20 protein-coding genes are annotated in these 23958 nt (G+C 64.2%); 5 read left to right on the top strand and 15 right to left on the bottom strand.

All coding sequences use genetic code 11. The features are described 5' to 3' along the window. Positions 1 to 24: 24 nt before the first annotated feature. The gene (locus B2246_RS05730; protein WP_008649602.1) at positions 25 to 1569 is read right to left on the bottom strand and encodes a DHA2 family efflux MFS transporter permease subunit; all 1545 of its coding nucleotides are present in this window, start codon (positions 1567 to 1569) and stop codon (positions 25 to 27) included. A gap of 137 nt (positions 1570 to 1706) precedes the next feature. On the opposite strand from B2246_RS05730, the gene B2246_RS05725 reads away from it, so the two are divergent. After that, positions 1707 to 2177, top strand: coding sequence for a MarR family winged helix-turn-helix transcriptional regulator (locus tag B2246_RS05725; protein ID WP_008649600.1), 471 nt, complete (start codon positions 1707 to 1709; stop codon positions 2175 to 2177). On the opposite strand, the gene B2246_RS05720 is transcribed toward B2246_RS05725, so the two are convergent. Both B2246_RS05720 and B2246_RS05715 read right to left on the bottom strand, forming a co-directional pair. After that, positions 2095 to 3531 (bottom strand): sensor histidine kinase, encoded by a 1437-nt coding sequence (locus B2246_RS05720; RefSeq protein ID WP_286880752.1) that lies wholly within the window; start codon positions 3529 to 3531, stop codon positions 2095 to 2097. The two genes, B2246_RS05725 and B2246_RS05720, sit on opposite strands and share 83 nt — an antisense overlap. Further along, positions 3528 to 4220 (bottom strand): response regulator, encoded by a 693-nt coding sequence (locus B2246_RS05715; RefSeq protein ID WP_008649597.1) that lies wholly within the window; start codon positions 4218 to 4220, stop codon positions 3528 to 3530. Before B2246_RS05715 ends, B2246_RS05720 begins: the two co-directional genes overlap by 4 nt. A gap of 218 nt (positions 4221 to 4438) precedes the next feature. Between B2246_RS05715 and B2246_RS05710 the strand changes: the two genes are divergently transcribed. Next, the gene (locus B2246_RS05710; RefSeq protein WP_008649596.1) at positions 4439 to 5503 is read left to right on the top strand and encodes a porin; all 1065 of its coding nucleotides are present in this window, start codon (positions 4439 to 4441) and stop codon (positions 5501 to 5503) included. A gap of 128 nt (positions 5504 to 5631) precedes the next feature. On the opposite strand, the gene B2246_RS05705 is transcribed toward B2246_RS05710, so the two are convergent. Beyond that, positions 5632 to 6117, bottom strand: a complete 486-nt coding sequence (locus tag B2246_RS05705) for a GFA family protein (RefSeq protein WP_035882119.1) — start codon at positions 6115 to 6117, stop codon at positions 5632 to 5634. A gap of 272 nt (positions 6118 to 6389) precedes the next feature. Here B2246_RS05705 and B2246_RS05700 point away from each other — a divergent pair, with 272 nt between their 5' ends. Continuing rightward, on the top strand, positions 6390 to 7604 hold the full coding sequence (locus tag B2246_RS05700; RefSeq protein WP_286880751.1) for a monovalent cation:proton antiporter-2 (CPA2) family protein: 1215 nt from the start codon (positions 6390 to 6392) through the stop codon (positions 7602 to 7604). 57 nt (positions 7605 to 7661) lie between these two features. Here the strand turns inward: B2246_RS05700 and B2246_RS05695 are convergent, their stop codons facing one another. From B2246_RS05695 to B2246_RS05675, 5 genes are read right to left on the bottom strand one after another with little or no spacing between them, the layout of a single operon-like run. Beyond that, positions 7662 to 8597, bottom strand: a complete 936-nt coding sequence (locus B2246_RS05695) for a LysR family transcriptional regulator (RefSeq protein WP_011516359.1) — start codon at positions 8595 to 8597, stop codon at positions 7662 to 7664. After that, positions 8597 to 9535, bottom strand: a complete 939-nt coding sequence (locus B2246_RS05690; RefSeq protein ID WP_227874092.1) for a 2-hydroxy-3-oxopropionate reductase — start codon at positions 9533 to 9535, stop codon at positions 8597 to 8599. Before B2246_RS05690 ends, B2246_RS05695 begins: the two co-directional genes overlap by 1 nt. Continuing rightward, entirely contained in the window at positions 9532 to 10317 is a 786-nt protein-coding gene (garL, locus tag B2246_RS05685) for a 2-dehydro-3-deoxyglucarate aldolase (protein ID WP_008650739.1), read from the bottom strand. Before garL ends, B2246_RS05690 begins: the two co-directional genes overlap by 4 nt. A gap of 15 nt (positions 10318 to 10332) precedes the next feature. Continuing rightward, complete coding sequence (locus B2246_RS05680; RefSeq protein WP_286880749.1) at positions 10333 to 11427, bottom strand: malate/lactate/ureidoglycolate dehydrogenase; 1095 nt, start codon at positions 11425 to 11427, stop codon at positions 10333 to 10335. Positions 11428 to 11429: 2 nt separating this feature from the next. Next, positions 11430 to 12431, bottom strand: a complete 1002-nt coding sequence (locus B2246_RS05675; protein WP_286880748.1) for a Bug family tripartite tricarboxylate transporter substrate binding protein — start codon at positions 12429 to 12431, stop codon at positions 11430 to 11432. A gap of 249 nt (positions 12432 to 12680) precedes the next feature. On the opposite strand from B2246_RS05675, the gene B2246_RS05670 reads away from it, so the two are divergent. Then, positions 12681 to 14360 (top strand): thiamine pyrophosphate-binding protein, encoded by a 1680-nt coding sequence (locus tag B2246_RS05670; protein ID WP_035882125.1) that lies wholly within the window; start codon positions 12681 to 12683, stop codon positions 14358 to 14360. 58 nt (positions 14361 to 14418) lie between these two features. Here B2246_RS05670 and B2246_RS05665 read toward each other — a convergent pair whose 3' ends face one another. After that, positions 14419 to 14736: a hypothetical protein gene (locus tag B2246_RS05665; protein ID WP_008650745.1), complete on the bottom strand. Its 318-nt coding sequence runs from the start codon at positions 14734 to 14736 to the stop codon at positions 14419 to 14421. 542 nt (positions 14737 to 15278) lie between these two features. On the opposite strand from B2246_RS05665, the gene B2246_RS05660 reads away from it, so the two are divergent. After that, the gene (locus B2246_RS05660; RefSeq protein WP_286880747.1) at positions 15279 to 18782 is read left to right on the top strand and encodes a pyruvate carboxylase; all 3504 of its coding nucleotides are present in this window, start codon (positions 15279 to 15281) and stop codon (positions 18780 to 18782) included. Positions 18783 to 18905: 123 nt separating this feature from the next. On the opposite strand, the gene B2246_RS05655 is transcribed toward B2246_RS05660, so the two are convergent. From B2246_RS05655 to B2246_RS05635, 5 genes are all read right to left on the bottom strand, one after another. Further along, positions 18906 to 20009: a porin gene (locus B2246_RS05655; RefSeq protein WP_035882127.1), complete on the bottom strand. Its 1104-nt coding sequence runs from the start codon at positions 20007 to 20009 to the stop codon at positions 18906 to 18908. A gap of 401 nt (positions 20010 to 20410) precedes the next feature. Then, complete coding sequence (locus tag B2246_RS05650) at positions 20411 to 21649, bottom strand: ABC transporter substrate-binding protein (protein WP_286880745.1); 1239 nt, start codon at positions 21647 to 21649, stop codon at positions 20411 to 20413. 80 nt (positions 21650 to 21729) lie between these two features. Next, positions 21730 to 22788 (bottom strand): cyclase family protein, encoded by a 1059-nt coding sequence (locus B2246_RS05645; protein ID WP_008650752.1) that lies wholly within the window; start codon positions 22786 to 22788, stop codon positions 21730 to 21732. A gap of 230 nt (positions 22789 to 23018) precedes the next feature. Beyond that, the gene (locus tag B2246_RS05640; protein ID WP_223277318.1) at positions 23019 to 23174 is read right to left on the bottom strand and encodes a hypothetical protein; all 156 of its coding nucleotides are present in this window, start codon (positions 23172 to 23174) and stop codon (positions 23019 to 23021) included. Positions 23175 to 23419: 245 nt separating this feature from the next. Then, entirely contained in the window at positions 23420 to 23869 is a 450-nt protein-coding gene (locus B2246_RS05635; protein WP_286880743.1) for a hypothetical protein, read from the bottom strand. Between the last annotated feature and the right edge of the window lie 89 nt (positions 23870 to 23958).

Raw genomic sequence — 23958 nt, 5'->3', positions numbered from 1 at the left:
CCTGTCGGCGCACCGGCGACCTCATCAATCCATCGCCGCGTGCGCCAGGCTGTCGTCTGCGTGCTTCGCGCCGGGGCGGATCATCAGGATCAGCGGCACCACCACCAGCGTGGCGATGAACATCGCCTTGAAGTCGTTCAGATAGGCGATCATCGCCGCCTGCTGGTTGATGGTCTGGTTCAGCACCGCGATGTCGATCCGCGAGCCATGCGTGAGCATCGACTGCAGCGCGGGGTTGTACGGGTTGATATGCGTAACCAGGTCGCTGTGCGCCACCTGCGCGTTGCGGGTCATCATGGTCTGGATCAGCGAGATGCCGATGCTGCTGCCGATATTGCGCATCAGGCTGTATGTGGCCGTGCCATCGGCGCGCAGGGACGGCTCCAGTGTGGAGAACGTCAGCGCCGACAGCGGCACGAACACGAGCCCCAGGCCGAAGCCCTGGATGATGCCCGGTACGACGATATCCGACATCGACAGCACCACGGTGTAGCCCATCATCTGCCACAGTGCGAAGGCGGAGATCAGGAAGCCGGAGAGCAGGAGCAGCCGCGCATCCACGCGCCGCAGCAGGCGGCCTGCCAGCATCATCGCGATCATCGTGCCCAGCCCGCTTGGCGCGGTAACCAGCCCGGTGGTGGCCACCGGATAGCCCATCAGGTTCTGCAGCATCGGCGGCAGCAGCGCGCGGGTGGCATACATGACCGCGCCGATCACGAAGATGAAACAGGCCCCGGTGACGAAATTACGGTCCTTGAGCAGCGCGGAACGGAAGAACGACTTTTCGCCGGCTGTGGCCGTATGGATCAGGAAGTAGGCGAAGGCGATCACGCAGATCAGCGCCTCGATGCGGATTTCGAGCGAGCCGAACCAGTCAAGTTGTTCGCCGCGGTCCAGCATGGCCTGCAACGCCCCGATAGCGAGACTCAGCGTGGCGAAGCCGAACGCGTCGAACCTCATGCTGCGCGCCGGGGTGCGGTTCGGTAGCGAGGCCAGCACGCCGAACAACGCGAACAGGCCGATCGGCACGTTGATGAAGAACACCCAGCGCCAGTTGTAGCTGTCGGTCAGCCAGCCGCCCAGCGTGGGCCCGAGAATCGGCCCGACCATCACGCCCATGCCCCACACGGCCATGGCCTGCCCCTGGCGCGACGGTGGATTGATATCGAGCAGGATCGACTGGGACAGCGGCACCAGCGCCGCCCCAAAAACCCCTTGCAGCAGCCGCGCGGCCACGATCTGGGTGAGGGAGTCCGCCATCCCGCACAGCGCCGAAGCCACGGTAAATCCGCCGATGGAGATTGCCAGCAGCCGCTTGACGCCGAGCTGGTCGGACAGCCAGCCGGTCAGCGGCGTGGCGATGGCTGCGGCGACGATGTAGGACGTCAGCACCCACGTGATTTCGTCCTGCGAGGCCGAAAGCGTACCCTGCATGTGCGGCAGGGCCACGTTGGCGATGGTGCTGTCGAGCGTCTGGATCAGCGTGGCCAGCATGATCGAAAGGGTGATCATCGGCCGGTTGAGCGGGGCAGCGGCGGGCTGTGCCGAGGCGGAAACCACGGAGGACATTGGGGGAAGGCTGGAAGGGCTGGTGCAGATTAATAAGCGTGCTTATTATAGTCATGGACTGGCGTTTTTGGGCGATCACGCGAGTCACGGACGGCCAGAAAAGCGGATCGAGCGCCCCGACTCCCTATAATCGCGCGATGGAAACAAATCTTGAAAGGCGCTTCGGCTTTCTCGTGGCGGACGTTGGCCGGCTGACCGGCAGGCGATTTGACGAGTTGTCCCGCGCGGCGCTAGACCTGACGCGTGCGCAGTACCGTGCGCTTGCGTGTCTGACGCACTATGGGGAAATCAATCAGGCCTGCCTGGCGGACCTGATGGAAGTGGCGCCGATTTCGGCCGGGCGGTTGCTGGACCGTATGGAGGAGGGTGGCTGGATCGTTCGCCGGCCCAATCCGGCGGACCGCCGCGAGCGCATGGTCAGCGTGACGGAAAAGGCGGAGCAGGCACTGCACGCCGCGCGCGAGGTGGGGGATGTGGTGACATCGGAGGCGCTCAACGGCTTCAACGCCGAAGAGGCGGAGCAGTTCATCGGCTTTCTGCAGCGCGCCCGGTCAAATCTGTCGAAACCGGCCCTGGCCCAGACGCAAGCGCAGGCGCAGGGAAAGTAACCACCACGGTCAGGCCGCCGCCCGGCGTGCTTTCCAGCGCGACGGCGGCGCCATGAATGCGGGCGATCTCCCGCACGATCGACAGCCCCAGGCCGCTGCCATCGCGGCTGGCGCTCGACTCTCCACGATAGAAGCGCTTGAAGATCGACTCGCGCTCGAATGCGGGCACGCCGGGACCGTTGTCCTCCACGGCCAGCCGATGCCCGTCGACGCGCACCGTGACCATCGCGCCGGCGCCCGCATAGCGGATAGCGTTGTCGATCAGATTCCCGAGCAGTTCCTGCAGCAGTTCGGTCTGGCCGTCGATGTCGGCCGGGCCGCGACCCTCGAAACCCAGATCCACCCCCGCGCGCCGGGCCAGCGGCGCCCATTCAAGCGCCACGTTCTGCGCCAGCGTATCCAATCGCAGGCGCCGCAGCGTGGGTGCGTAGCCGCTGTCTGGCTCGAGCCGCGACAGCGACAGCAACTGGGCGACTTCCTTGGCGGCCTGCTGCACGGATCCATGCAGCCGCTCGACGTGCGCGCGCACGCTCGGCAGGTCCTTCTCGCGCAGCGCGAGTTCCGATTCGGCCTGGATGATGGCCAGTGGCGTCTTGATCTGGTGCGCGGCATCGGCAAAGAAGCGCTTGCGGCCTTCGATCATGCGGTGCAGCCGGGCCACGTACTGGTTCACTGCGGCCACCAGTGGTTTCATTTCGACCGGCAGCGCGGTGTCTTCCAAAGGTTCCAGATCGTCGGGGCCGCGTGCGGACATGGCGTCGGACAGCCGTTGCAGCGGCAGCAGGCCCCGTCGCACGCCAAGCCAGACGATGCCCAGCGCCAGGCTGATCAGCATCAGTTCCTGCAGCAGCGAGCCGATCAGGATGTCGCTGGCAAGCTGCTCGCGCGGCTCGGTCGATTCAGCCAGCAGCACCCAGACCATTTGCGTGCGGGCCGAGCGGACGTCGTGCAGCGGCAATGGCATGGCCGCCATGCGGACGGGCACGCCAAGGTACACGGCGTCGTAGAACTGGGTGCGATAGAGCGAATTCACCGGTCCTTCCGGCATCGGCAGCCCTTCATAGCCGGTGATCGTGGTGCCACGCTCGTCGCGGATCTGGTAGTAGACGCGCGAGCCATCCTCGGCGTCGAAGACTTCCAGGGCCAGATTGGGGATTTCCACTTCGACGCGCCCGTCGCGCAGCGAAATCCCTTCGCGCATGGACTTGAGCGACGCGGCCAGCGTGCGGTCGAATGCCTGGTGGGCCGCGGACATCGCGCGCCGATCGGTCAGCCACGCGTCGAACGCCAGCAGCCCCAGCAGCGGTATCAGCAGCCAGAGCGTGATCTGCAGCCTCAGGCTGCCCGTCTTCATTGGTGCGCGTCCGTCGTGGCGGTGTCGCGTGATTCCAGCAGATAACCAAGCCCGCGAAGCGTGACGATGCTCACGCCGCTGCCTTCCAGCTTCTTGCGCAGGCGGTAGACGTAGATTTCGATGGCGTCGGCATTGACCGACTCATCGATGCCGAAGATCTTCTCCGACAGCGCGGCCTTGTTGACGGCACGGCCATCGCGCATCAGCAGCACTTCCAGCACGGCGCGTTCACGTCCTGTGAGTTGCAGCAGTTCACCGTTGAGCGTGAAGGCGCGGCTCACGCTGTCATAGCGCAGCGGGCCGCATTCGAGCGCGGTGCGGTCATGGCCGTGGCTGCGACGGATCAGCGCGCGCGCCCGGGCTTCCAGTTCGTTCAGCGCGAACGGCTTGGCCAGGTAGTCGTCGGCACCCAGGTCCAGCCCGCGCACGCGGTCTTCCACCGAGCCATGCGCGGTCAGGATTAGCACAGGTACCGGATTGCGCCGCTGACGCAGCCGACGCAGTACTTCCAGGCCGTCCAGACGGGGCATGCCGATGTCGAGGATGGCCAGGGCGTAGTCCTGCGTGGTCAGCAGATGGTCGGCGCTGGCGCCGTCATGCATGCAGTCGACGGCAAAGCCACTCTGGCTCAGGGAATCCACCAGTGATTCGGCCAGTTTGAGATTGTCTTCGGCAAGCAGGATACGCATGGGAGGGATACAGCAGGCAGGTCTAAGTCTTGTCTCGGGCGAACCAGTGTCGCGCGACGAGTGATACCTGTATTGGGTCCGGTATGCCTAGTTAGGGAAATCCCGATCGTGGTGTGTAACCCACGCCTCAGATACCCACGAATCGAAAGCGAACTGAAAGTGAGGCCCAAATACCATCCGTGCCGTTCCACAACTACAAGCAGACAAAGGAGACTTGTATGAAACGGAAGGCATTGGCCCTGGCTACGTTGGGTTGCGTGGCATCGGGTGGCGCAGCAGCTCAGTCGAGCGTGACCCTGTACGGTCTGGTCGATTCGGGTATCGAGTACGTGAGCCACGCAGGGCCAACCGGCAGCTCGGTGGTCAAGATGACGTCGGGCGGCAAGAACACGTCGCGTTGGGGTCTGCGCGGCACTGAAGACCTTGGCGGCGGGCTGAAGGCAATCTTCACGCTGGAATCCGGCATTGCCCTCGACACCGGCAAGCTCGACACGGACAACACGCTGTTCGATCGTCGCGCCTGGGTGGGCCTGCAGGACAAGACGCTGGGCAGCATCCGCATGGGCCGTGATTTCACCACGACCTATGACTTCATGCTCCCGTTCGACCCGATGGGTTACGCGCCGAACTATTCGTGGGCCACGTCGGCCACCGCCACGGGCGGCCGCAAGGACGGCATGTTCTCCCGCTCCACGAACGTGCTGCGCTACGACGGCAAGTTCGGTCCGGTCAAGGTGGGCGGCACGATGGCAATGGGCGAAGTGCCTGGCAGCTTCAAGAGCTCATCCAAGTACGACCTGGGCGTGGGCTATGAAGCTGGCAAGTTTGCCGCGGCACTGACCTGGGATCGCCAGAACGGCGCGGGCACCAGCACCACGCCGGCTGACAGCGTCGACTACATCCAGGGCATCCACGCTGGCGCCAGCTACGACTTCGGTTCGCTGTCTGTCTACGCGGGCTACCGGAACTACCGCAAGACGTTCACGACGTCGGCCGCCAAGCAGCTCAGCGACATGTACTGGCTGGGCGCCGCGTACGACTTCACGCCGGCCTTCACGCTGTACGGCGCGATCTACAAGCAGAACATCAAGGGCGACACCGACGCAGATCCGATCCTGTTCTCGCTGCGTGCCCAGTACAATCTTTCCAAACGCACCATGGCCTATCTGTCCGCCGGCTATGCCAAGGCGCGCAATGGTCAGAACGTGAGTGTCTCGCGTGACAATATTGGCTATGCCAATAACCAGGTCGGCGTGACGGCGGGTCTGCAGCACCGCTTCTGATCTCGCTTTCTGATCGTTGTTTTCGACCGTCGTGGTGGACGGTCGCCCGGCGGTGCGAGGGGCTCGCGCCGCCGGTTTTTGCGTTTTTTTGCGTTTTCTTTGCGTTTGCGGCCCAGCCGAATTCCTTTTCAGCCGAGCAGGCCATGCCGTTCGTGCCATTCCCGCAGAGACTCGGCCGGCCATGTGCGGGCGTGCCGGTGTCCCTTGCCGCGTGGCACGTCGACCCAGGGGGCCGCGTAATCGAGCGCTGCTTCGACGACTTCGGGGGGCTTCGGTAGCGGCGTGTCGATGGCGCTCGCGTTCGGGTGCACCAGTTCCGGCCAGCGCGGATCCCACAGCCATAGCGGGCTGCCGCATTTCACGCAGAAATGCCGGAACGCCTTCGATCGCACCGGCCGCTTGCCGGGCTCGCGTATTACCGCGTGAAACCGTCCCACATGCGTCTTGCCGCGCACGCGCAGCGTGCTGGCATCGCCCCCGAGATTGATCCCGTATCCGCCACCACCGCCGGTCTTGCGGCAGATCGAACAATGGCAATGCATAAACGGGTAGGGCGAATCCGATTCCAGGCTGAACCGCACGGCGCCGCACTGGCATGAGCCTTCGAGATGCATGTAGCCTCCGGGGATAGGGTGTCGATGTGATCCAGTGTGGGTGAGGCGATGCGGGGATTCAAGGCGGAACGACCGCCCTTCGGGTCACGTTCAAGGCTCGCCCTCTATCCAGAGAGGCATTGTCAGTGGATGCCGGCGTGAATATGATGGGGCGTTCATCGCCACGAAGCGAATGCAACGACGCGGCTCCAGTGGTGCGCCGACCGGGCGACTATTTCTCCCACTGAAATGATCAGACCTGGCCGATTGACCTGACATGGAAGACGGCAACCATGGAATTGTTACTCCAGGCAGTGCTATTCCTCGCATCGGCCCTTGTGGTGGTGCCACTCTCCATCAGGCTCGGGTTCGGTTCCGTCCTCGGCTATCTGGTCGCTGGGATGCTCATCGGTCCCTCCGCGCTCGGGTTCGTCACGGATGTCAATGCCGTGCTGCATATCGCCGAACTCGGCATCATGCTGATGATGTTCATCATCGGCATCGAGATGGACGTTCGAAAACTCTGGAACCTGCGGCGATCGATCTTTGGTCATGGCGGTGCCCAGGTCCTGCTTTGCGCGGTACTGCTGGCTCTCGCTTTCATCGCCTTCGGGGTGAACTGGCGCGTCGGGGTTGCCGCCGGCTTCGCGCTGTCCCTGTCGTCGACGGCGATGGTGATCGCGATTCTGGAGCAGCGCGGGCTGATGCAGGCGCCGATTGGCCGGGCGAGCTTTGGCATCCTGCTGTTCCAGGACATGGCCGCCATCCCGATGATTGCGCTGTTGCCGCTGCTTTCCCCCGCACCGGCCACTACCAACACGATCGCGGGGTGGATTGTCGCGCTCGAGGCGCTGGGCATGCTGGCTGCCGTGGTGTTTGGCGGAACCCTTCTGCTGCGGTATCTGTTGCCGATCATCCGGCGCAGCGGCACGCGGGACATGGTGACCGTATTCGCGTTGCTCTGGGTGATCGGCATCGCGTTGCTGATGCAAAGCGTGCATCTGTCGATGTCCCTGGGCGCGTTCGTGGCGGGGGTGTTGCTGGCGGGCTCCGACTGCCGCGAGGAAATCGAGGCGGACATCAGCCCCATCAAGGGCGTATTGCTCGGCCTTTTCTTTATGGCCGTGGGCATGTCGATCAAGTTCGATGTCCTGGCAAGCAAGCCGTTCCTCGTTGCCGTACTGCTCCTGGTGCTGCTGGTCGCCAAGATATCAGGCCTGCTTTTCCTCGCAAGGCAGATTCAGTTGCCGCGTGGGGACCGGGTCTACTTTGCGGTGCTTCTTTCACAGGGTGGTGAGTTCGCGTTCGTCGTGATGGCCGTGGCCGAGGCAGCACGCCTGTTGAATGGCGAGCAGGCGTCCATCGTGACCGCGGTGGTGGCGCTATCCATGGCCGCTACGCCGCTGTTGCTGATGGCGTTGCGCAAGAAGGAAGTCGCGAGGGAGGTGGAGCGTCCGCTGCCGGCCGCCAATCGCCATGCCGACGCGCCAGATGCCGACCTGCATTGACACTGGCTGAACGCGGGATTTCCGCACGATGACGGTACGACGACGCTCAGATCTGGCTCAGATCAGCCGCGCCCCCGGCCAGGCCCCCGACATCACGATATTCCGGACCGAAAGGCGCACCGTCTGCATGATGTCCCAGAGTTCCGGCACAGGTGGCCGGTTCCGTGCTGTGGCCAGCGCTACTTGGCGGGTGACCACCGGATCGACCAGCCGCGCGGAATGCAGGCGGCCTTGCGCGACGCGGTCCGCCACTGCGGCGAATGGCAACAGCGTCGCGCCACAACCGTCTTCGACAAGCCGCATCGACACCGTGTTCGACGCATCGCATTCCAGCGCCATGTTCAGCGTGGTGCCGACCCGTGCGGCCAGCGATTCGGCCAGCACGCGCAGGCCGTGCCCGGTGCTGGGCAGGATCATCGGCACTTCGCCCAGGCGGCGGGCCTGGAACGTCGGCCCGAGATGGCTCCACGACGTGGGCGTGACCAGTGTCAGGTCTTCTTCGAGCAGGATGTCGACCTTGAGCGCGCCTTGCTGCTCAGGCAGGTAGAGCAGGGCGACGTCGATCTCTCCGGCGGCCAGCCACGCCAGGATCGGGCTGGCCAGCCCTTCCACGAAACGCAGCTTTGTTGCCGGAAAGCGTGTCTTCAGTGCGGTGCCGATGGCCGCGAAGGCGGTGTTGGCGATGGTTGGCTGAGCTGCGATCACGAGCTGTGCCGGACCCTGGGCGGTCGAGGCGCGCACGGCGGCGCGCGCCTCGGTCAGCGTGGCGGCCACCTGCCGCGCGTAGCCCAGCAGCGTATTGCCCGCCTCGGTCAGCACCACGCCGCGGCCGCTGCGGTGAAACAGGCGCGTGTCCAGCGACGCCTCGAGCCGCGCGATCTGCCGGCTTACGGTCGACTGGTCCGCGCCCAGTTCCAGCGCAGCGCGCGAAATGCTCTGCGTGTTGGCCACGCAGATAAAGCACGCGAGATCGTCGGAGTTCAGTGCCGACATCAGCCTTTGGTCGGAGCGTTGGTCGGCTTGTCACCGATCGCGAACGACGACATGTGCTCGATCGCCTTGACCAGTCCCGAGTGATCCCAGCCCGCGCCGCCCTGCGCCACGCACACGTTGAACAGTTGCTGGCACGATGCGGTGTTAGGCAGGCCCAAACCGAGCGCCTTGGCAGTGGACAGCGCGAGATTCAGGTCCTTCTGATGTAGCTCGATGCGGAACCCCGGTTCGAAGGTGCGCTTGATCATGCGCTCGCCGTGTACTTCCAGAATGCGCGAACTCGCAAAGCCGCCCATCAGCGCCTGCCGCACGCGTGCCGGATCGGCGCCGGCCTTGGCAGCCAGCACCAGCGCCTCGCTGACAGCTTCGATCGTCAGCGCGACGATGACCTGATTCGCCACCTTGGCCACCTGTCCGTCGCCGGCATTGCCGACCAGCGTGATGTTCTTGCCCATCAGTTGCAGCAGCGGCAGCACCTTGTCGAAAACATCCTGCTTGCCACCGGCCATGATCGACAGCGTGGCGGCCTTCGCGCCAACCTCGCCGCCGGAAACTGGCGCGTCGACGTAGTCGCAGCCGAGCTTCTCGATGCGTGCCGCGAATTCGCGCGTCTCGATTGGCGAGATCGAGCTCATGTCCACCACGATCTTGCCCGGGGACAGGCCCTCGGCCACGCCCTGTTCGCCGAACAGCACGCGGGCGACGTCGGGGGTGTCCGGCAGCATCAGGAAGATGACGTCGGCCTGCCGCGCCACATCGGCCGCACTGGCGCACGACTGGACGCCCGCATCCAGCAACGCCTGCGGCACACCGCTGCGTGTATGAGCATGGACGGCGTGACCGCCCGTTTGCAGATGCAGCGCCATGGGCTTGCCCATTACGCCGAGTCCGATAAATCCGATCTTGCTCATGTCGATATCCGGTTGAAGGGGAGTCACACGGTAAAGCGCTCGCGCAACGCGCGTGCCGCGTCGCGCAGCAGTGCGTTGTCGATGCCCACCGCGACAAAATGCGCGCCCATGTCCAGGTAGCGCCTGGCGTCGGCTTCCACGGGCGTCAGCGTGCCGATGGCCTTGCCGGCGCGGTTGGCTGCATCATAGATCTGCCGCACGGCTGCCTGCACCTCAGGATGGTTCGGGTTGCCCAGATGCCCGTAGGCCGCGGCCAGGTCGTTGGGGCCGATGAAGATGCCGTCGACGCCGGATTCTGCGCAGATTTCGTCGGCCGCTTCCACGCCTTTGCGGCTTTCGATCTGTACCAGCACGCAGATATTGTCGTTGATGGTCTTGAAGAAGTCCGGCAGCGTGCCATAGCGGTTCTGGCGCTGCGCGCCGGAGACGCCACGGATGCCGTCGGGTGGGTAGCGCGTGGCGCGCACGGCACGACGGGCTTCTTCCGCCGATTCCACGAACGGAATCAGGAAGTTGTAGAAGCCGATATCGAGCAGCCGCTTGAGCATCACCGGGTCGTTCCACGGCGGGCGAACCACCGGTGCGCTGGTGCTGTCCTTGAGCGCCATGAGCTGCGGCATGAACGTCAGCACGTCATTGGGCGAGTGTTCGCCGTCGAGCAGCAGCCAGTCAAATCCGGCCAGACCGATGATCTCGGTGGTCACGGGCTGGCCCAGCGAACTCCACAGGCCAATCAGGCGCTTGCGCGCGAGCACGTCGGCCCGGAAACGGTTTGGCAGGGGGGTGATCTGCGGCAGATGTTGGGTCATGCGGTTACTCCTGGTTCAATCGGCCGCCAGCGCGGAGACCGGCCCCGGCGACTTGCCACGCGCCTGCAGCACGCGAGCGGCGGCATCGTCTAGCTGGGCCAGCGTGCTGCTGTCCACGGGGATGAAATCGGCGCGGGCGCGGCGCCATTCGCGTTCCGTGTCGCCGGGCAGGCGGATTTGGTCATTGCCCGGCTGCAGCCGTGACGCCTTGACCCATTCGACAAACGCCTCGACCTCGTGGCCGAACGTGGTGCTGCTGCCCAGCCGTGCCGGATCGAAGATGATCGCCAGCATGTTGTTCCACACCGCATGTTCGTGCGTGAGTGTCTCCGGACGGATCGTATGGCCACCGGTCACCGCCGCACCGAGCAGCTCGCACATCACGGCCAGCACGTAGCCCTTGTGTTCGCCGAACGTGCGCAGCGCGCCCTGCGTGCCGCCGGCGCCGGGGAACATGACCGAGGGGTCGTCGGTGGGGTGACCGTTCGGGTCCATCAAGGAGCCCGGCGGCACCGGCACGCCCTTGTTGTGGGCCACGCGCACCTTGCCAAGCGCGATGGCGCTGGTGGCGAAGTCGAGCACCAGCGGCGGCTGCGCGGGTAGCGGCACGCCGATCGTGAACGGATTGGTGCCGAAGCGCGCGTCGTAGCCGCCGTGTGGCGCGACGATTGGCTTGGAGAGGACGTTGACGAAATGGATCGAGATCATGCCGGCTGCCGTGGCCTGCTCGGCCCAGTGGCCGACCCGGCCCAGATGGTGCGAGCGGCGCAGGCCGAGCACGCAGACACCATGCTCGCGGGCGCGCTCGATGCCCATCCCCATGGCCTGTTCGGTCACCGCCTGGCCCATGCCGCGATTGCCATCCAGGCTCAGGATGCCGCCCGATTCGTGCACCACGCTGACCTGCTGGTTGAGCTGGAGCTGGTCGCCTTGCCACGACATCACGTACTTCGGGATCATCCCCACGCCGTGAGAGTCGTGGCCCGACAGGTTGGCGCCCACGAGGTGATCGGCGGTCAGCCGGGCCTCGCGGGCATCGGAGCCTGCCGCCAGCCAAAGATCGACCACCCACTGATGCAGGCCGGCGGTCGGAATACGGTGTTCACTCATGCTTACTCCAGGTGAATATTGGCCACCTTGATCAGGTTTGCCCATTTGGCAACTTCGCTTTTCTGGAAGTTGCCCAGTTCGGTGGGGCCGGCGCCCGAGGGTTCGATGCCCATTCCGGCCAGCTTGCTGCGCACATCGGGCTGGCGAATGATCTTGCCGATCTCGCCGGAGAGCTTGTTGATGATCGGCATCGGTGTGCCAGCCGGCGCGAAGATCGCCTGCCATGACACGATTTCATAGCCAGACAGGCCGGGGGCGGACTCGGCCATGGTCGGCACATCGGGCAGTTCCGGCGCGCGCTTCGCGCCCGTCGTGGCCAGTGCGCGGAACTTGCCGGCCTGGATCATCGGCATCGCCGCCACGCTGTTCTCGAACACGATGTCCACCTGGTTGCCCAGCAGCGCCTGCACAGCCTGGCTGCTGCCCTTGTAGGGCACATGCGTCATGCGCAACCCGGCCATGTTGGCGAACAGTTCGGCTGCCAGATGCTGCGACGTGCCATTGCCCGACGACCCGAAGTTGACCGAGCCCGGCTTGGCCTTGGCCGCGGCGATCACGTCCTGCACACTCTTCCACGGGCTGTTGGCATTGACCACCAGCACGTTCGGCAGGGTGCCGATCAGTGCCACAGGCTGGAAGTTCTTGACCGGGTCATACGGCATCTTCGGATACAGGCTGATATTGATCGCGTGGGAGCTGATCGTGCCGCCGAGCAGGGTATAGCCATCGGGGGCGGCCTTGGCCACGTAGTCCGAACCGATGTTGCCGCCCGCGCCAGCGCGGTTTTCCACCACGATCGACTGGCCCAGCGTCTGCGACAGGCGCTGCCCGATCAGGCGGCCCAGCAGATCGGTAGTGCCACCCGCCGCGAATGGCACCACGTAGGTGATGGGCTTGCTGGGCCAGTGATCGGCAGACTGCGCGCCGGCCTGCGTGGCGATGGTCATGCATCCGGCACAAAGCACGGCCAGCATGGGCTGCATCCGACGATGGGTGAAAAACATTGCGTTGTCTCCTGTTACGCGAACGGGTGGGTACGGCGTTGCGGTACGATATTCGCTGTGTTTTCTTCTTGTTCTGCCTGTCGGTTCCGTGGGCAGATCCGGGCGTCTTGTTCCGCGCCTCGCCAGCAAATCTACACGCGCGAGTGCCACGCTGACTTGCAGAATTCGCATAACAGAAATGCACGATAGACCGCGCGAGGGCGCGCGTCAAACGGAACAATCGCAGACATTCCATCGCAGGCTTTCGATATGACCGCTAACGCTTCTTCTCCTGTCGCCCGCACTGGCGGACGTGTCCTCGTCGATCAACTTCGCATCCACGGCACCGAGCGCATTTTCTGCGTGCCGGGGGAGAGCTTTCTGGATGTTCTGGACGCGCTGCATGACCAGCCGACGATCGACCTGATCGTCACCAAGCACGAAGGGGCGGCCGCCAACATGGCAGAGGCCGACGGCAAGCTGACCGGGCGTCCCGGCATCTGCTTCGTGACGCGCGGGCCGGGCGCCACGCACGCAAGCTGCGGCGTGCATATCGCCGCGCAGGATTCCACGCCGATGATCCTGTTCGTTGGCCAGATCGCGCGCGAGCACAAGGGGCGGGAAGCGTTCCAGGAAGTGGACTACGCTGCGGTCTTCGGCTCGATGGCCAAATGGGCGGCCGAGATCGACGATCCCGCGCGGATTCCGGAGATGGTGGCCCGTGCCTTCCAGGTAGCTACGTCGGGCCGTCCCGGCCCGGTGGTGCTGGCATTGCCGGAGGACGTGCTCGACAACATGGTGGAGTGCGTCGACGCGGCGCCGTATCGCGCGGTGGCAGCGGCCCCGCGTGCCGAAGATGCCCAGGCGCTGGCCTCGGCCCTGCGCGCGGCGGAGCGTCCGCTCGTGATCGCCGGTGGCGCCAACTGGACGGAAGCCACTGTGCGCGACTTCGCGGCCTTCGTGCACGCATGGGATTTGCCGGTGGCCTGCGCCTTCCGCCGCCAGGACGTGCTCGACAATCGTGATCCGCATTACGTCGGGCACCTGAGCCTGGGCGTCAACCCGAAGCTTGCCGAGCGCGTGGAAACCGCCGACCTGATCGTCGCATTCGGCACGCGCCTCGGGGACATCGCCACCGATGGCTACACGATGCTCGAGGTGCCGCGGCCGAAGCAGAAGCTCGTGCATATCCATGCCGACAGCTTCGAACTGGGCCGCGTCTACCAGGCCGCGCTGCCGATCCATGCCGGGGTGGAACCCGGCGCGGCGATGCTCGCATCGCTGCAGCCGCCGGCGCAGGTACCGTGGAAGTCGTGGACCGCGGGCGCGCGCGCGGATCACGAGGCCTTTGTCACACCGCCGAAGCCGCATTCAGAATTGAGCGGCGTGAATATGTCCGCCGCGATTTCGCATCTGAGCAGCGTGCTGCCCGAGGATTCGGTCGTGACCAACGGCGCAGGCAACTATGCCGTCTGGCTGCACCGCTTCTACGCCTACAAGCGCCCCCGTACCGAACTGGCGCCGACCTGTGGCGCAATGGGCTATGGCCTGCCGGCGGCGATCGCGGCCAAGCTGCGTCATCCGGAGAAGACCGTGGTCTGTCTGGCCGGTGACGGCTGCTTCCTGATGTACCCGCAGGAGATCGCCACCGCTGCGGCGCATGGCGTCAACCTGATCGTGGTGGTGGTCAACAACCGCATGTACGGCACGATCCGGATGCACCAGGAGCGCCGCTACCCGGGCCGTCAGAGCGGCACGACGATCGTCAACCCGGATTTCGTTGGCATGGCGCGTGCCTGTGGCGCCTGGGCCGAGCGCGTGGAGAAAACCGAGGATTTCGCGGCGGCCTTCGAGCGTGCCCGCAATGCCGGCAAGCCGGCCGTGCTGGAACTGCTGACCGACCCGCTTCAGATCACGCCCGCCATGCGGGTGACCGAAATGCCGACCTGAGATCGGATCGACCAAAAAGGCCGGAAGGGTCGGAAAGGTTGGGTTGCTCCGACTGATCCTAGAAGAGCGTTGCCTGCGGCCGGACTTCGTGTCCGGCCGTTTTCATTTGGGCAGCCGGCTGGTTCAGGATCTGGCGAATCTGCGCCAGATAGCGTTCGCCCACGGCGCGATGGGTCTTGCGCGCTTCCTCGGCGAAGCTCCGGCGCGATGGCGCCCGGATATTGAGCAGCCGGCAGATGGTGGAAAGATAGGGCTTCTTCCCATCCGCCGCGACACGCCGGGCGGCAGACATCAGGGCGGCATCGCCAATCCGGCCTCGCAGCCACACCAGTACCTGTCGGTCGTATTCGTTTTGCACACGGATCAGGTGTTCCATCTGATACCTCCGAGGATTCCTAGGACTGTTCATCCATACAGTTACTGTAAATATATACAGTACTCGGGAAATTTCAAGGGAGGCAATGGAGGGATCATGACCCTGGGGTGGCCGGCATCAGTCTTCGCGCCCCCTGCGTCCCAAATAGGGGAGATAGCGGCTGATGGTGCTCATTAGGCCCGGCAATCGGGTGCAATGAAGCTGGGGATCAATCGGTGTCGCTCAGAAATGGCGGGTTTCATGATTGAACTTATGAATTTCATTCCTGAAACCATCGCATCAAACCGCTGTGATTGATATTCCCTGACAAATCAACGAGATAGGCGCAGCGTTACCTTGTGGCCCGCTTTTTGCGTTTTCACCCCCCGCAGACGCACATGTGAATGTGCGCGCAAGTTGATCGTCAATCCCGCTCACCATGCAGTGCCGACGGGCTGATCTCCGACTTCTCCGGCGTGGGCAGGACCTGCCCACCGCCGTCTTCTGACTTCTGGCCATCGCGTGTCCCCACGCGTGGCCTGTTCGCTTAGGTTGCATGCCCCATGGACTTCGCCCCGATCAAGTCGTTGTTGATTGCCAACCGTTCCGAGATCGCGATTCGCGTGATGCGGGCCGCCGCCGAGATGAGCATCCGCACAGTCGCCATTTACTCGAAGGAGGACCGGCTCGCGCTTCATCGCTTCAAGGCCGATGAGAGCTATCTGGTTGGCGAAGGCAAGAAGCCCCTGGCGGCTTACCTCGATATCGACGACGTTCTGCGGATCGCGCGGCAGGCCAAGGTCGATGCGATTCACCCGGGGTATGGCTTTTTGTCCGAGAACCCGGATTTTGCCCAGGCGGTCATCGACGCCGGCATTCGCTGGATCGGGCCATCGCCTGAAGTCATGCGGATGCTCGGCAACAAGGTGGCGGCGCGTAATGCGGCCATTGCGGCGGGTGTGCCCGTCATGCCGGCGACCGATCCGCTGCCGCTCGATCTGGCCGAGTGCAAGCGCCTGGCGGCCGGCATTGGTTATCCGTTGATGCTCAAGGCAAGCTGGGGGGGTGGCGGCCGTGGCATGCGGGTGCTGGAGAGCGAACAGGACCTGGAGCCTTCGCTGGCGGCAGCCCGTCGCGAGGCGCTGGCCGCGTTTGGCAACGACGAGGTGTACCTGGAGAAGCTGGTACGCAATGCGCGCCACGTCGAGGTGCAGATCCTGGGCGACACGCACGGCAATCTCGTGCATCTGCACGAGCGTGACTGCACGGTGCAGCGGCGCAACCAGAAGGTTATCGAACGCGCGCCTGCGCCATACATGGACGCTGCCGGTCGCGCGTCACTGTGCGACGCGGCGCTGCGCCTGATGGGCGCGGTCGGCTATTCGCACGCAGGCACGGTGGAATTCCTGATGGATGCGGACACGAACAAGTTCTACTTCATCGAGGTCAATCCACGTATCCAGGTGGAACACACGGTCACCGAAATGATCACGGGGATCGACATCGTCAAGGCACAGATCCGCGTCACGGAAGGCGGCCGGATCGGCATGACCGAAGACACGCTCGACGAGAACGGCGATATCACGACGCGCGCGGCGGGCGTGCCCCCGCAGGCCCAGATTCCGCTCAATGGCCATGCGCTGCAATGCCGGATCACGTCCGAGGACCCTGAGAATGGCTTCCTGCCGGACTATGGCCGACTCACCGCGTATCGCAGCGCGGCCGGCTTCGGGGTGCGCCTGGATGCCGGCACCGCCTATGGCGGCGCGGTGATTACGCCGTACTACGATTCGCTGCTGGTCAAGGTCACCACCTGGGCGCCGACGGCCGCCGAGTCGATCCGCCGCATGGATCGCGCCTTGCGCGAGTTCCGCATTCGCGGGGTGTCCTCCAACCTGCAGTTTCTGGAGAACGTCATCAACCATCCCGCGTTCGGGAGCGGTGACGTCACCACGCGCTTTATCGACCTGACGCCGGAACTGCTGGCCTTCACCAAACGGCGTGATACCGCCACCAAGCTGCTGAGCTATCTGGGCGACGTCAGCATCAACGGTCATCAGGAAATGACGGGCCGCGCGGTGCCGCAGTTGCCGCTTCCGAGGCCTGTCCTACCGGCTATCGACACCACCAGACCGCTTCCGCTCGGCACGCGCGATCGACTGCGCGAGCTGGGCGCGGAGAAATTCGCAAGCTGGATGCTGGATCAGAAGCAGGTGCTGCTGACCGACACCACCATGCGCGATGCGCACCAGTCGTTGTTCGCTACGCGTATGCGCACGGCGGACATGCTGCCGATCGCGCCGTTCTACGCTAGCGAGCTGTCGCAACTGTTTTCGATGGAGTGCTGGGGCGGCGCCACGTTCGACGTGGCCTTGCGCTTCCTGAAGGAAGACCCGTGGCAGCGCCTGGCGCAACTGCGCGAGCGCGTGCCCAACATCCTGTTCCAGATGTTGCTGCGTGGCTCGAATGCCGTCGGTTACACGAACTACGCGGACAACGTGGTGCGTTTCTTCGTCAAGCAGGCCGCCAGTGCCGGCGTGGACGTCTTCCGCGTGTTCGATTCGTTGAACTGGGTGCGCAACATGCGCGTGGCGATCGACGCCGTAGGCGAAACCGGCGCGCTGTGCGAAGGCGCGATTTGCTATACGGGCGATCTGTTCGACGGCTCCCGTCCCAAGTACGACCTGAAGTACTACGTGGGCATTGCCCGCGAACTGCAACGCGCTGGCGTGCACGTGCTCGGCATCAAGGACATGGCGGGTATCTGCCGTCCCCAGGCCGCGGCGGCGCTGGTCAAGGCACTGAAGGAAGAGACCGGGCTGCCCGTGCATTTCCACACGCACGACACCAGCGGCATTTCCGCGGCATCGGCGCTGGCTGCCATCGAGGCGGGCTGCGATGCCGTCGACGGCGCGCTGGACGCGATGAGCGGACTCACGTCGCAACCGAACCTGTCGAGTATCGTCGCCGCGCTGGCCGGCAGCGAGCGCGATCCCGGGCTCAGCCTGGACCGCCTGCACGAGGCGTCGATGTATTGGGAAGGCGTGCGCCGCTACTACGCGCCGTTCGAGTCCGAAATTCGCGCTGGTACTGCCGACGTCTATCGCCACGAGATGCCGGGTGGCCAGTACACGAACCTGCGCGAGCAGGCTCGCTCGCTTGGTATCGAGCATCGCTGGACCGAGGTGTCGCGCGCCTACGCCGACGTCAACCGGATGTTCGGTGACATCGTGAAGGTGACGCCGACGTCGAAGGTGGTTGGCGATCTGGCGCTGATGATGGTGGCCAACGATATGACGGCAGCGGATGTGTGCGATCCGAACAAGGATGTGGCATTCCCCGAATCTGTAGTGTCGCTGTTCAAGGGCGAACTGGGCTTCCCGCCGGATGGCTTCCCCGCCGAGCTTTCGCGCAAGGTTCTCCGAGGTGAGCCGCCCGCGCCGTACCGTCCGGGCGACCTGATCCCGGCCGTCGATCTCGATGCCGTCCGCGCACAGGGTGAGGCCGCCTGCGAGCAGCCGCTCGATGACATGCAACTGGCGTCGTACCTGATGTATCCGAAGCAGACGGTCGAGTACCACGCGCATGTGCGCGCCTATAGCGATACTTCGGTGCTGCCGACTCCGGCCTATCTGTACGGCCTGCAGCCCCAGGAAGAAGTGGCCGTCGACATTGCGGCGGGCAAGACGCTCCTTGTCTCGCTGCAAGGCACCCACCCCGATGCCGAAGAGGGCGTGATCAAGGTCCAGTTCGAGCTGAACGGCCAGTCGCGCACGGCCCTGATCGAGCAGCGTAGTACCGTCAGCGTCGCCACGGCCCGACAGGGCCGCCAGGTTGCCGATCCCGAGAACCCGTTGCACATCGCCGCGCCGATGCCGGGCTCGATCGTGACTGTGGCGGTGCAGCCCGGACAGCGCGTGGCAGCCGGCACGACGCTGCTCGCGCTGGAGGCGATGAAGATGGAGACCCATATCGCGGCCGATCGCGACGGCGAGATCGCTGCCGTGCACGTCAAGCCGGGCGACCGCGTGGCAGCGAAGGATCTGCTGATCGAGTTGAAGGGTTAAACGGTCGAAGGGGGGCGTTAGAGGGAAGGGCGTTCGGCCAGACGCAAAAAAGGCCCGCCAAGGCGGGCCCGTAATGACGAAGGAAACCTCCGTCGTGGAGCGTGTCTGGTATGCGCTTGCCGATCAGAAGCGATGGCGGATGCCGATGATCGCGCCGAACTGGTTCTGGCCCGCACCGACCTGCTCGGTGGCGGCCGTCAGCGTGGTGGCGTTGGCGTTCAGCGACGGGCCGAAGCCGGAGAGTCCCATGGCCGATCCGTTGCTGTTCTGAGCGTAGGCGGCAATGGCGTAGAGGTCCGTACGCTTCGAGAATGCATAGGTACCCGAAAGCACGAAGCTGTACGGATCGCCGCTGCTGTTGCGCACGTCGGTGTAGTAGGCAGCGCCGGTCACGGTGACCGCAGGCGTCACCTGATAGCTCGCGCCAAGCCAGTACAGGTTGGTGCGCAGCGAACTGGTGGCGAAATCGCCGTAGTACCAGCGATAGCCGGCAAAAGCCCGGCCACGGCCGAAGTTGTAGCTGGCGCCGATGCTGGCGCGGCGCTCGCGGTTGTCATCGGTAGCAACGGTGCTGCCGCGCACTTCGTCGTAGACCACGCGCGCCGACAGCGGTCCCGCATCGTAGCCAGCCGCGGCCGACCAGTTGCGGCCAGCCTTGTAGTCGCCCGGAATCTCGCCGCCGGCCTTGCTGTCGTAGCCGGTGCTGTAGAACAGCCCGTAGTAGACCGCGCCAAGCTTGCCGGTCAGCTTCAGCGAGTTGTCGGCGCGCCCCGACATCCACTTGTCGTGCATCAGCACCGAATAGCGTGTGGCGATGGCCATCGGGTCATACGTGAGCGAGAAGTCATACAGCACGGTCTGATGACGACCCAGCGTCAGCGATCCGTACTGGTTCTGCAGGCCCACGAATGCCTGGCGGCCGAACAGCCGGCCGGCCTGGTTGGCGTTGCCGGTGTCCAGGTCGAATCCGTTCTCCAGCGTGAAGATGGCTTTCAGGCCACCGCCAAGATCTTCGCTGCCACGCAGGCCCCAACGCGAGGTCGACAGGTTGCCGGCCGACAGGCGGACAACGCTGCTGCTACCGCCGGCGGAGTTCGGTACGTGGGTCAGGTATTCCACGCCGGCATCGACTACGCCATAGAGCGTAATGCTGCCGTCGGCGTGGGCCGTGGCGGGCAGTATGGGCAGAATGGCCAGAGCGGCCAGGCAGGTTATACGGGTCTTCATGCTTCGTGATCCTTGTTATCAGACGCACGCACGCCTCCTTGCGGGCTCGGGCGCGGTGCGGCGTCAGGAATATAACGAGAGGAGGCGAAGCAAAGAAGAGTGGAATCGGTGACAGTTTGTTCGTGGCTGTGAACAATGCCGGGCCGCAGCCCAGTTGGGTTTCGAAACTAGTCGCCGACTGGCGGTTTCAAATTTCTCCCATGGACGCCTTGCGCGTCTTCCGTTAGAGGCGCTTCTTGCGCCCTCGCACGAGTCACCAAACCGTTTCAGTTTTCCGTTCAGGAGTAGCGCCAGGTCAGTAGGGCTACGTCAATCAGTCCTATCAGCGCATTGTCATACGACGTCGAGTCGCAGCGACATGCGCGGCGCTTCGACGCCACGCATGTCTCCAACGATGTCCGCTACTTCTTCAGCAACGGGCATTGCGACTTCGAAGGCGGAATGAAGGCCTGGTCTCCAGGCACCGTGGCCAGTAGCTTGTAGTAGTCCCACGGATACTTCGATTCCTCGGGCTTCTTCACTTCGAACAGGTACATGTCGTGCACCATGCGACCGTCCTCTCGGATGCGTCCGTTCTTTGCGAAGAAGTCGTTGATCGGCGTGGCTTTCATCTGCTTCATGACCGCCGCGGTCTCGTCGGTACCGGTTGCCTGTACAGCCTTCAGGTAGTGCGAGACCGATGAGTAGACGCCGGCCTGGCTCATGTTCGGCATCTTCTTGACCTTCTCGAAATACCGGCGTGACCACGCGCGCGTGGCGTCGTTCATGTCCCAGTAGAACGCCTCGGTCAGCACCAGCCCCTGCGCAGTCTTCAGGCCGATGGCGTGGATGTCGTTGATGTAAAGGAGCAGCCCGGCCAGCTTCTGATTGCCGTTACGTGTCAGGCCGAACTCGGATGCGGCCTTGATCGCGTTGACGGTGTCGCCACCGGCGTTGGCCAGTCCCACCACCTGTGCCTTGCTGGCCTGGGCCTGCAGCAGATACGAGGCGAAGTCGCTCGTGTTGAGCGGATGCCGTGCGGCGCCCAGCACGCGGCCGCCGGCCTCATTGACCACGGCGGTGGCCGATTGCTGCAGGGTATGGCCGAAGGCATAGTCAGCTGTCAGGAAGAACCATGTTTTGCCGCCACGCTCGACCATGGCGCGCGCGGTGGTGTTGGCCAGCGCGTAGGTGTCATACGCGTAGTGGACAGACACGGGCGTGCACAGGTCATTCGTGATGCGCTCCGTCCCGGGGCCCGAGAACACCACGATCTTGTTCTTCTGCTTGGCGACGTCCAGCACGGCCAGCGCGGGCGCCGATGCGGCCACGTCGAGGATCGCGTCCACGTGGTCCTGATCGAACCATTCGCGCGCCTTGTTGGCGGCGATATCGGCCTTGTTCTGGTGATCGACCACCACCAGTTCTATCTTCTTGCCAAGTACCTTGCCGCCGAAGTCGTCGATCGCCATCTGCGCGGCGGCGGCGCTACCGCGCCCGGTGACGTCCGAGTACAGGCCGCTCATGTCGAGCAGTAGTCCGATCTTGACGACATCGTCGGAGATACCGGGCTTGGGCTGCGCGTGGACGTGCGTGGTCACGCTGGTGAATGCCGCTGTGACCAGTACCGCGGCAGCGAGCTTTTGTGCTTTTGTTTTCATGCGTCTCCTCCTTGGTGTTCGGGTGTCCTTTCGGGTTCTTCTGGTTTTCCGCTCTCCCACGCGTGGGAGAGCGGAGCAAGTCAGACCGTCGCGATCGGCGTCGTCGGCGATCCCACAGCGCCTGGCAGCCTGAGTGGTGGCGCGGTCAGCATGAAGCGGGTGCGACGATGCGCGCGCAGCCAGTCGGCCAGTTCGCGCAGATACCAGAGTTCGCCAAGCGGCAATCCCAACTTGAATAGGCAGTGATGATGTAGCGGCAGCAGCGGGTGGGTTTTCGCGTCGGCCGGCGCCGGGCGTGCCGGATAGCGTTCGACGGCATAGTTGTCCGCGATCAGGGCGGCGATGCCGGCATCGGTGATCCAGTTGAGCAGGCGGTCGTCACGACCATCCAGGGCGCAGCAGCTGTGGTGCAGCACATTCTCGTCGGGCTCGCGTTGCATCGACAGCACCACCTCGGCAAAGCCGGTGCGCAGCAGGAGCATGTCGCCGCGTTCCACTTCCACCTGGTGTGTCTCCATCGCCCGCATCAGGTCTTCGTAGCCCACGTTGCGGTACCCGGTGCCGTAGACGTCGGCCAGATCGACCAGCACGCCTCGGCCTTGCATGCCCTTGACGGCGAAGTTCTCGATGCCGAGCGCATCGGCATGGCTGCCGTGGCCGTGGCCGCAATCGTGGGCTTCGAAGTGGTCATCCTCGGCGTAGTCCACGGGTCCAACGACATCGGCATTGGCTCGGTAGCCGTTGTAGTAGACCCGCTCCGGACGGCCGTCGCCGTCGGCGTCGAACAGCGCGCCAACGTGCGCCAATGAGTCCCACTGTGTCGAATACTGCAGACACAGCAATACCTGATCGTCGCTGATGACATCGGTGGCGGCAGGGTCCACCTTGGCCAGCGGGAAGTTCAGATAGGGGATGTCGTCGCGGAATGTCGGGCGCAACTGAGGTGGGTGGCGTCGCGGATTGAGCTTGTTGCCACCAGGGTAATCGAGCGGTAGCGAGAGGCAGAAACTGATGCCTGCCTGTATCTCTTTCGCCCCTCTGATCACCTGCTCGGGCCCGATCAGATTGACGCGGCCAAGTTGATCATCGGGCCCGAATTCGCCCCAGTTGGAGCCTTCTGGACGCTGCTTCCAACGCATGCTTCGTGTCTCCTCTTGTTGGATTGATGCTTCGCCTTGATAACCGGCAGGGTCTCGCCATGTTGCGCGTTTATAGACGAAAAGGCGACGCAAGATCATTTTGCGTCGCATCAAAACCATAAGGAGGCATGGCCGCGCAAGGCCGGATCCGGGAGGACCGGAAAGCAAAACGCCGGTCTCGTGGACCGGCGTTTCGACAAGGTGACGGTGCTTGCAGCGTCTGTGGCGCGTCAGGTGGGGTGATCTTCCGCGCGAGCGCCAGCAGCGGAGTCGAGTAGTTGTTGCTGCTTGAGCAGCGGGTCATTCTTGAGTACCCAGCGGGCACCGAAGGCCAATGCAACGATGCAGGCCAGCATATACGCAACTATCGCAGTGAGAGTAAGCATGATCTTCACAGGAAGCGGTTGCGACCGCAGTGCCAGCGTTCGGAACATGATTTGATCATGTAAACGTGGCGGGCCGGATGGGAACGGATTGTATGTGAGAGAAGACCTGAATCTGGCCGGAATCCGCCTGAAATTTTCTGTATGCCGATCTAAGCGCATTTAATATCGGCGAAATATACGGTGCGCCCGGGTCCGGAACCTCCACGGCGGGGCGGCGAGGTTACCGTCCCGCGACCCATCCGAAGTCAGAGGAAACATCCCATCTGGAACTGCGTCGCACGGGCGGCGTTCACCGCCTCACGGTAGCGGTCTGCCCGGCTCCAGTATTCGGTGTGCTCCATGGCCCATTCCGTGCCTCGGATCTGGTAATCGAGAACGCGGCACTGGTTCCAGAACGCATTCATCAAGCGCCAGTCCTGCTCGGCGTCGCGTTCGTCCCAAGCCTGGATCTGCTGCGAAATCTGCGCCTGATGTTGCAGGTAGGCCAGCTCAGCCTGTCGCGCCTTGGGGGTGGCGCGGGGGACGGTGACCACGTTGCCGCGCATGGTCCGGGTCGTGTTGGTGTAGCCGGCGGGGCATGAGGGCGTTGCCGTATAGAGCGTGTCCTGGCTGCTTTCACACTTGGTGACGGCAGTCGCGGCGCCCGCGCCTGTAGCGGTCAGCGTCAGCAGCATCACGGCAATGAGTCTGGACATGATGGCGCCTCCGTTGCATCTCAATGCCATCAATGTAGGCAGCGCGCCGGCGTACCGCCAAGACCGGCGTGGTATCCAGATATTTCAAG

Origin of the sequence: Cupriavidus sp. UBA2010, from assembly GCF_002335265.1 — a bacterium.
GTDB lineage: Bacteria > Pseudomonadota > Gammaproteobacteria > Burkholderiales > Burkholderiaceae > Cupriavidus > Cupriavidus metallidurans.
Note: the sequence above shows the minus strand (reverse complement) of the source record. Positions and strands in the feature narration are given on the sequence as shown.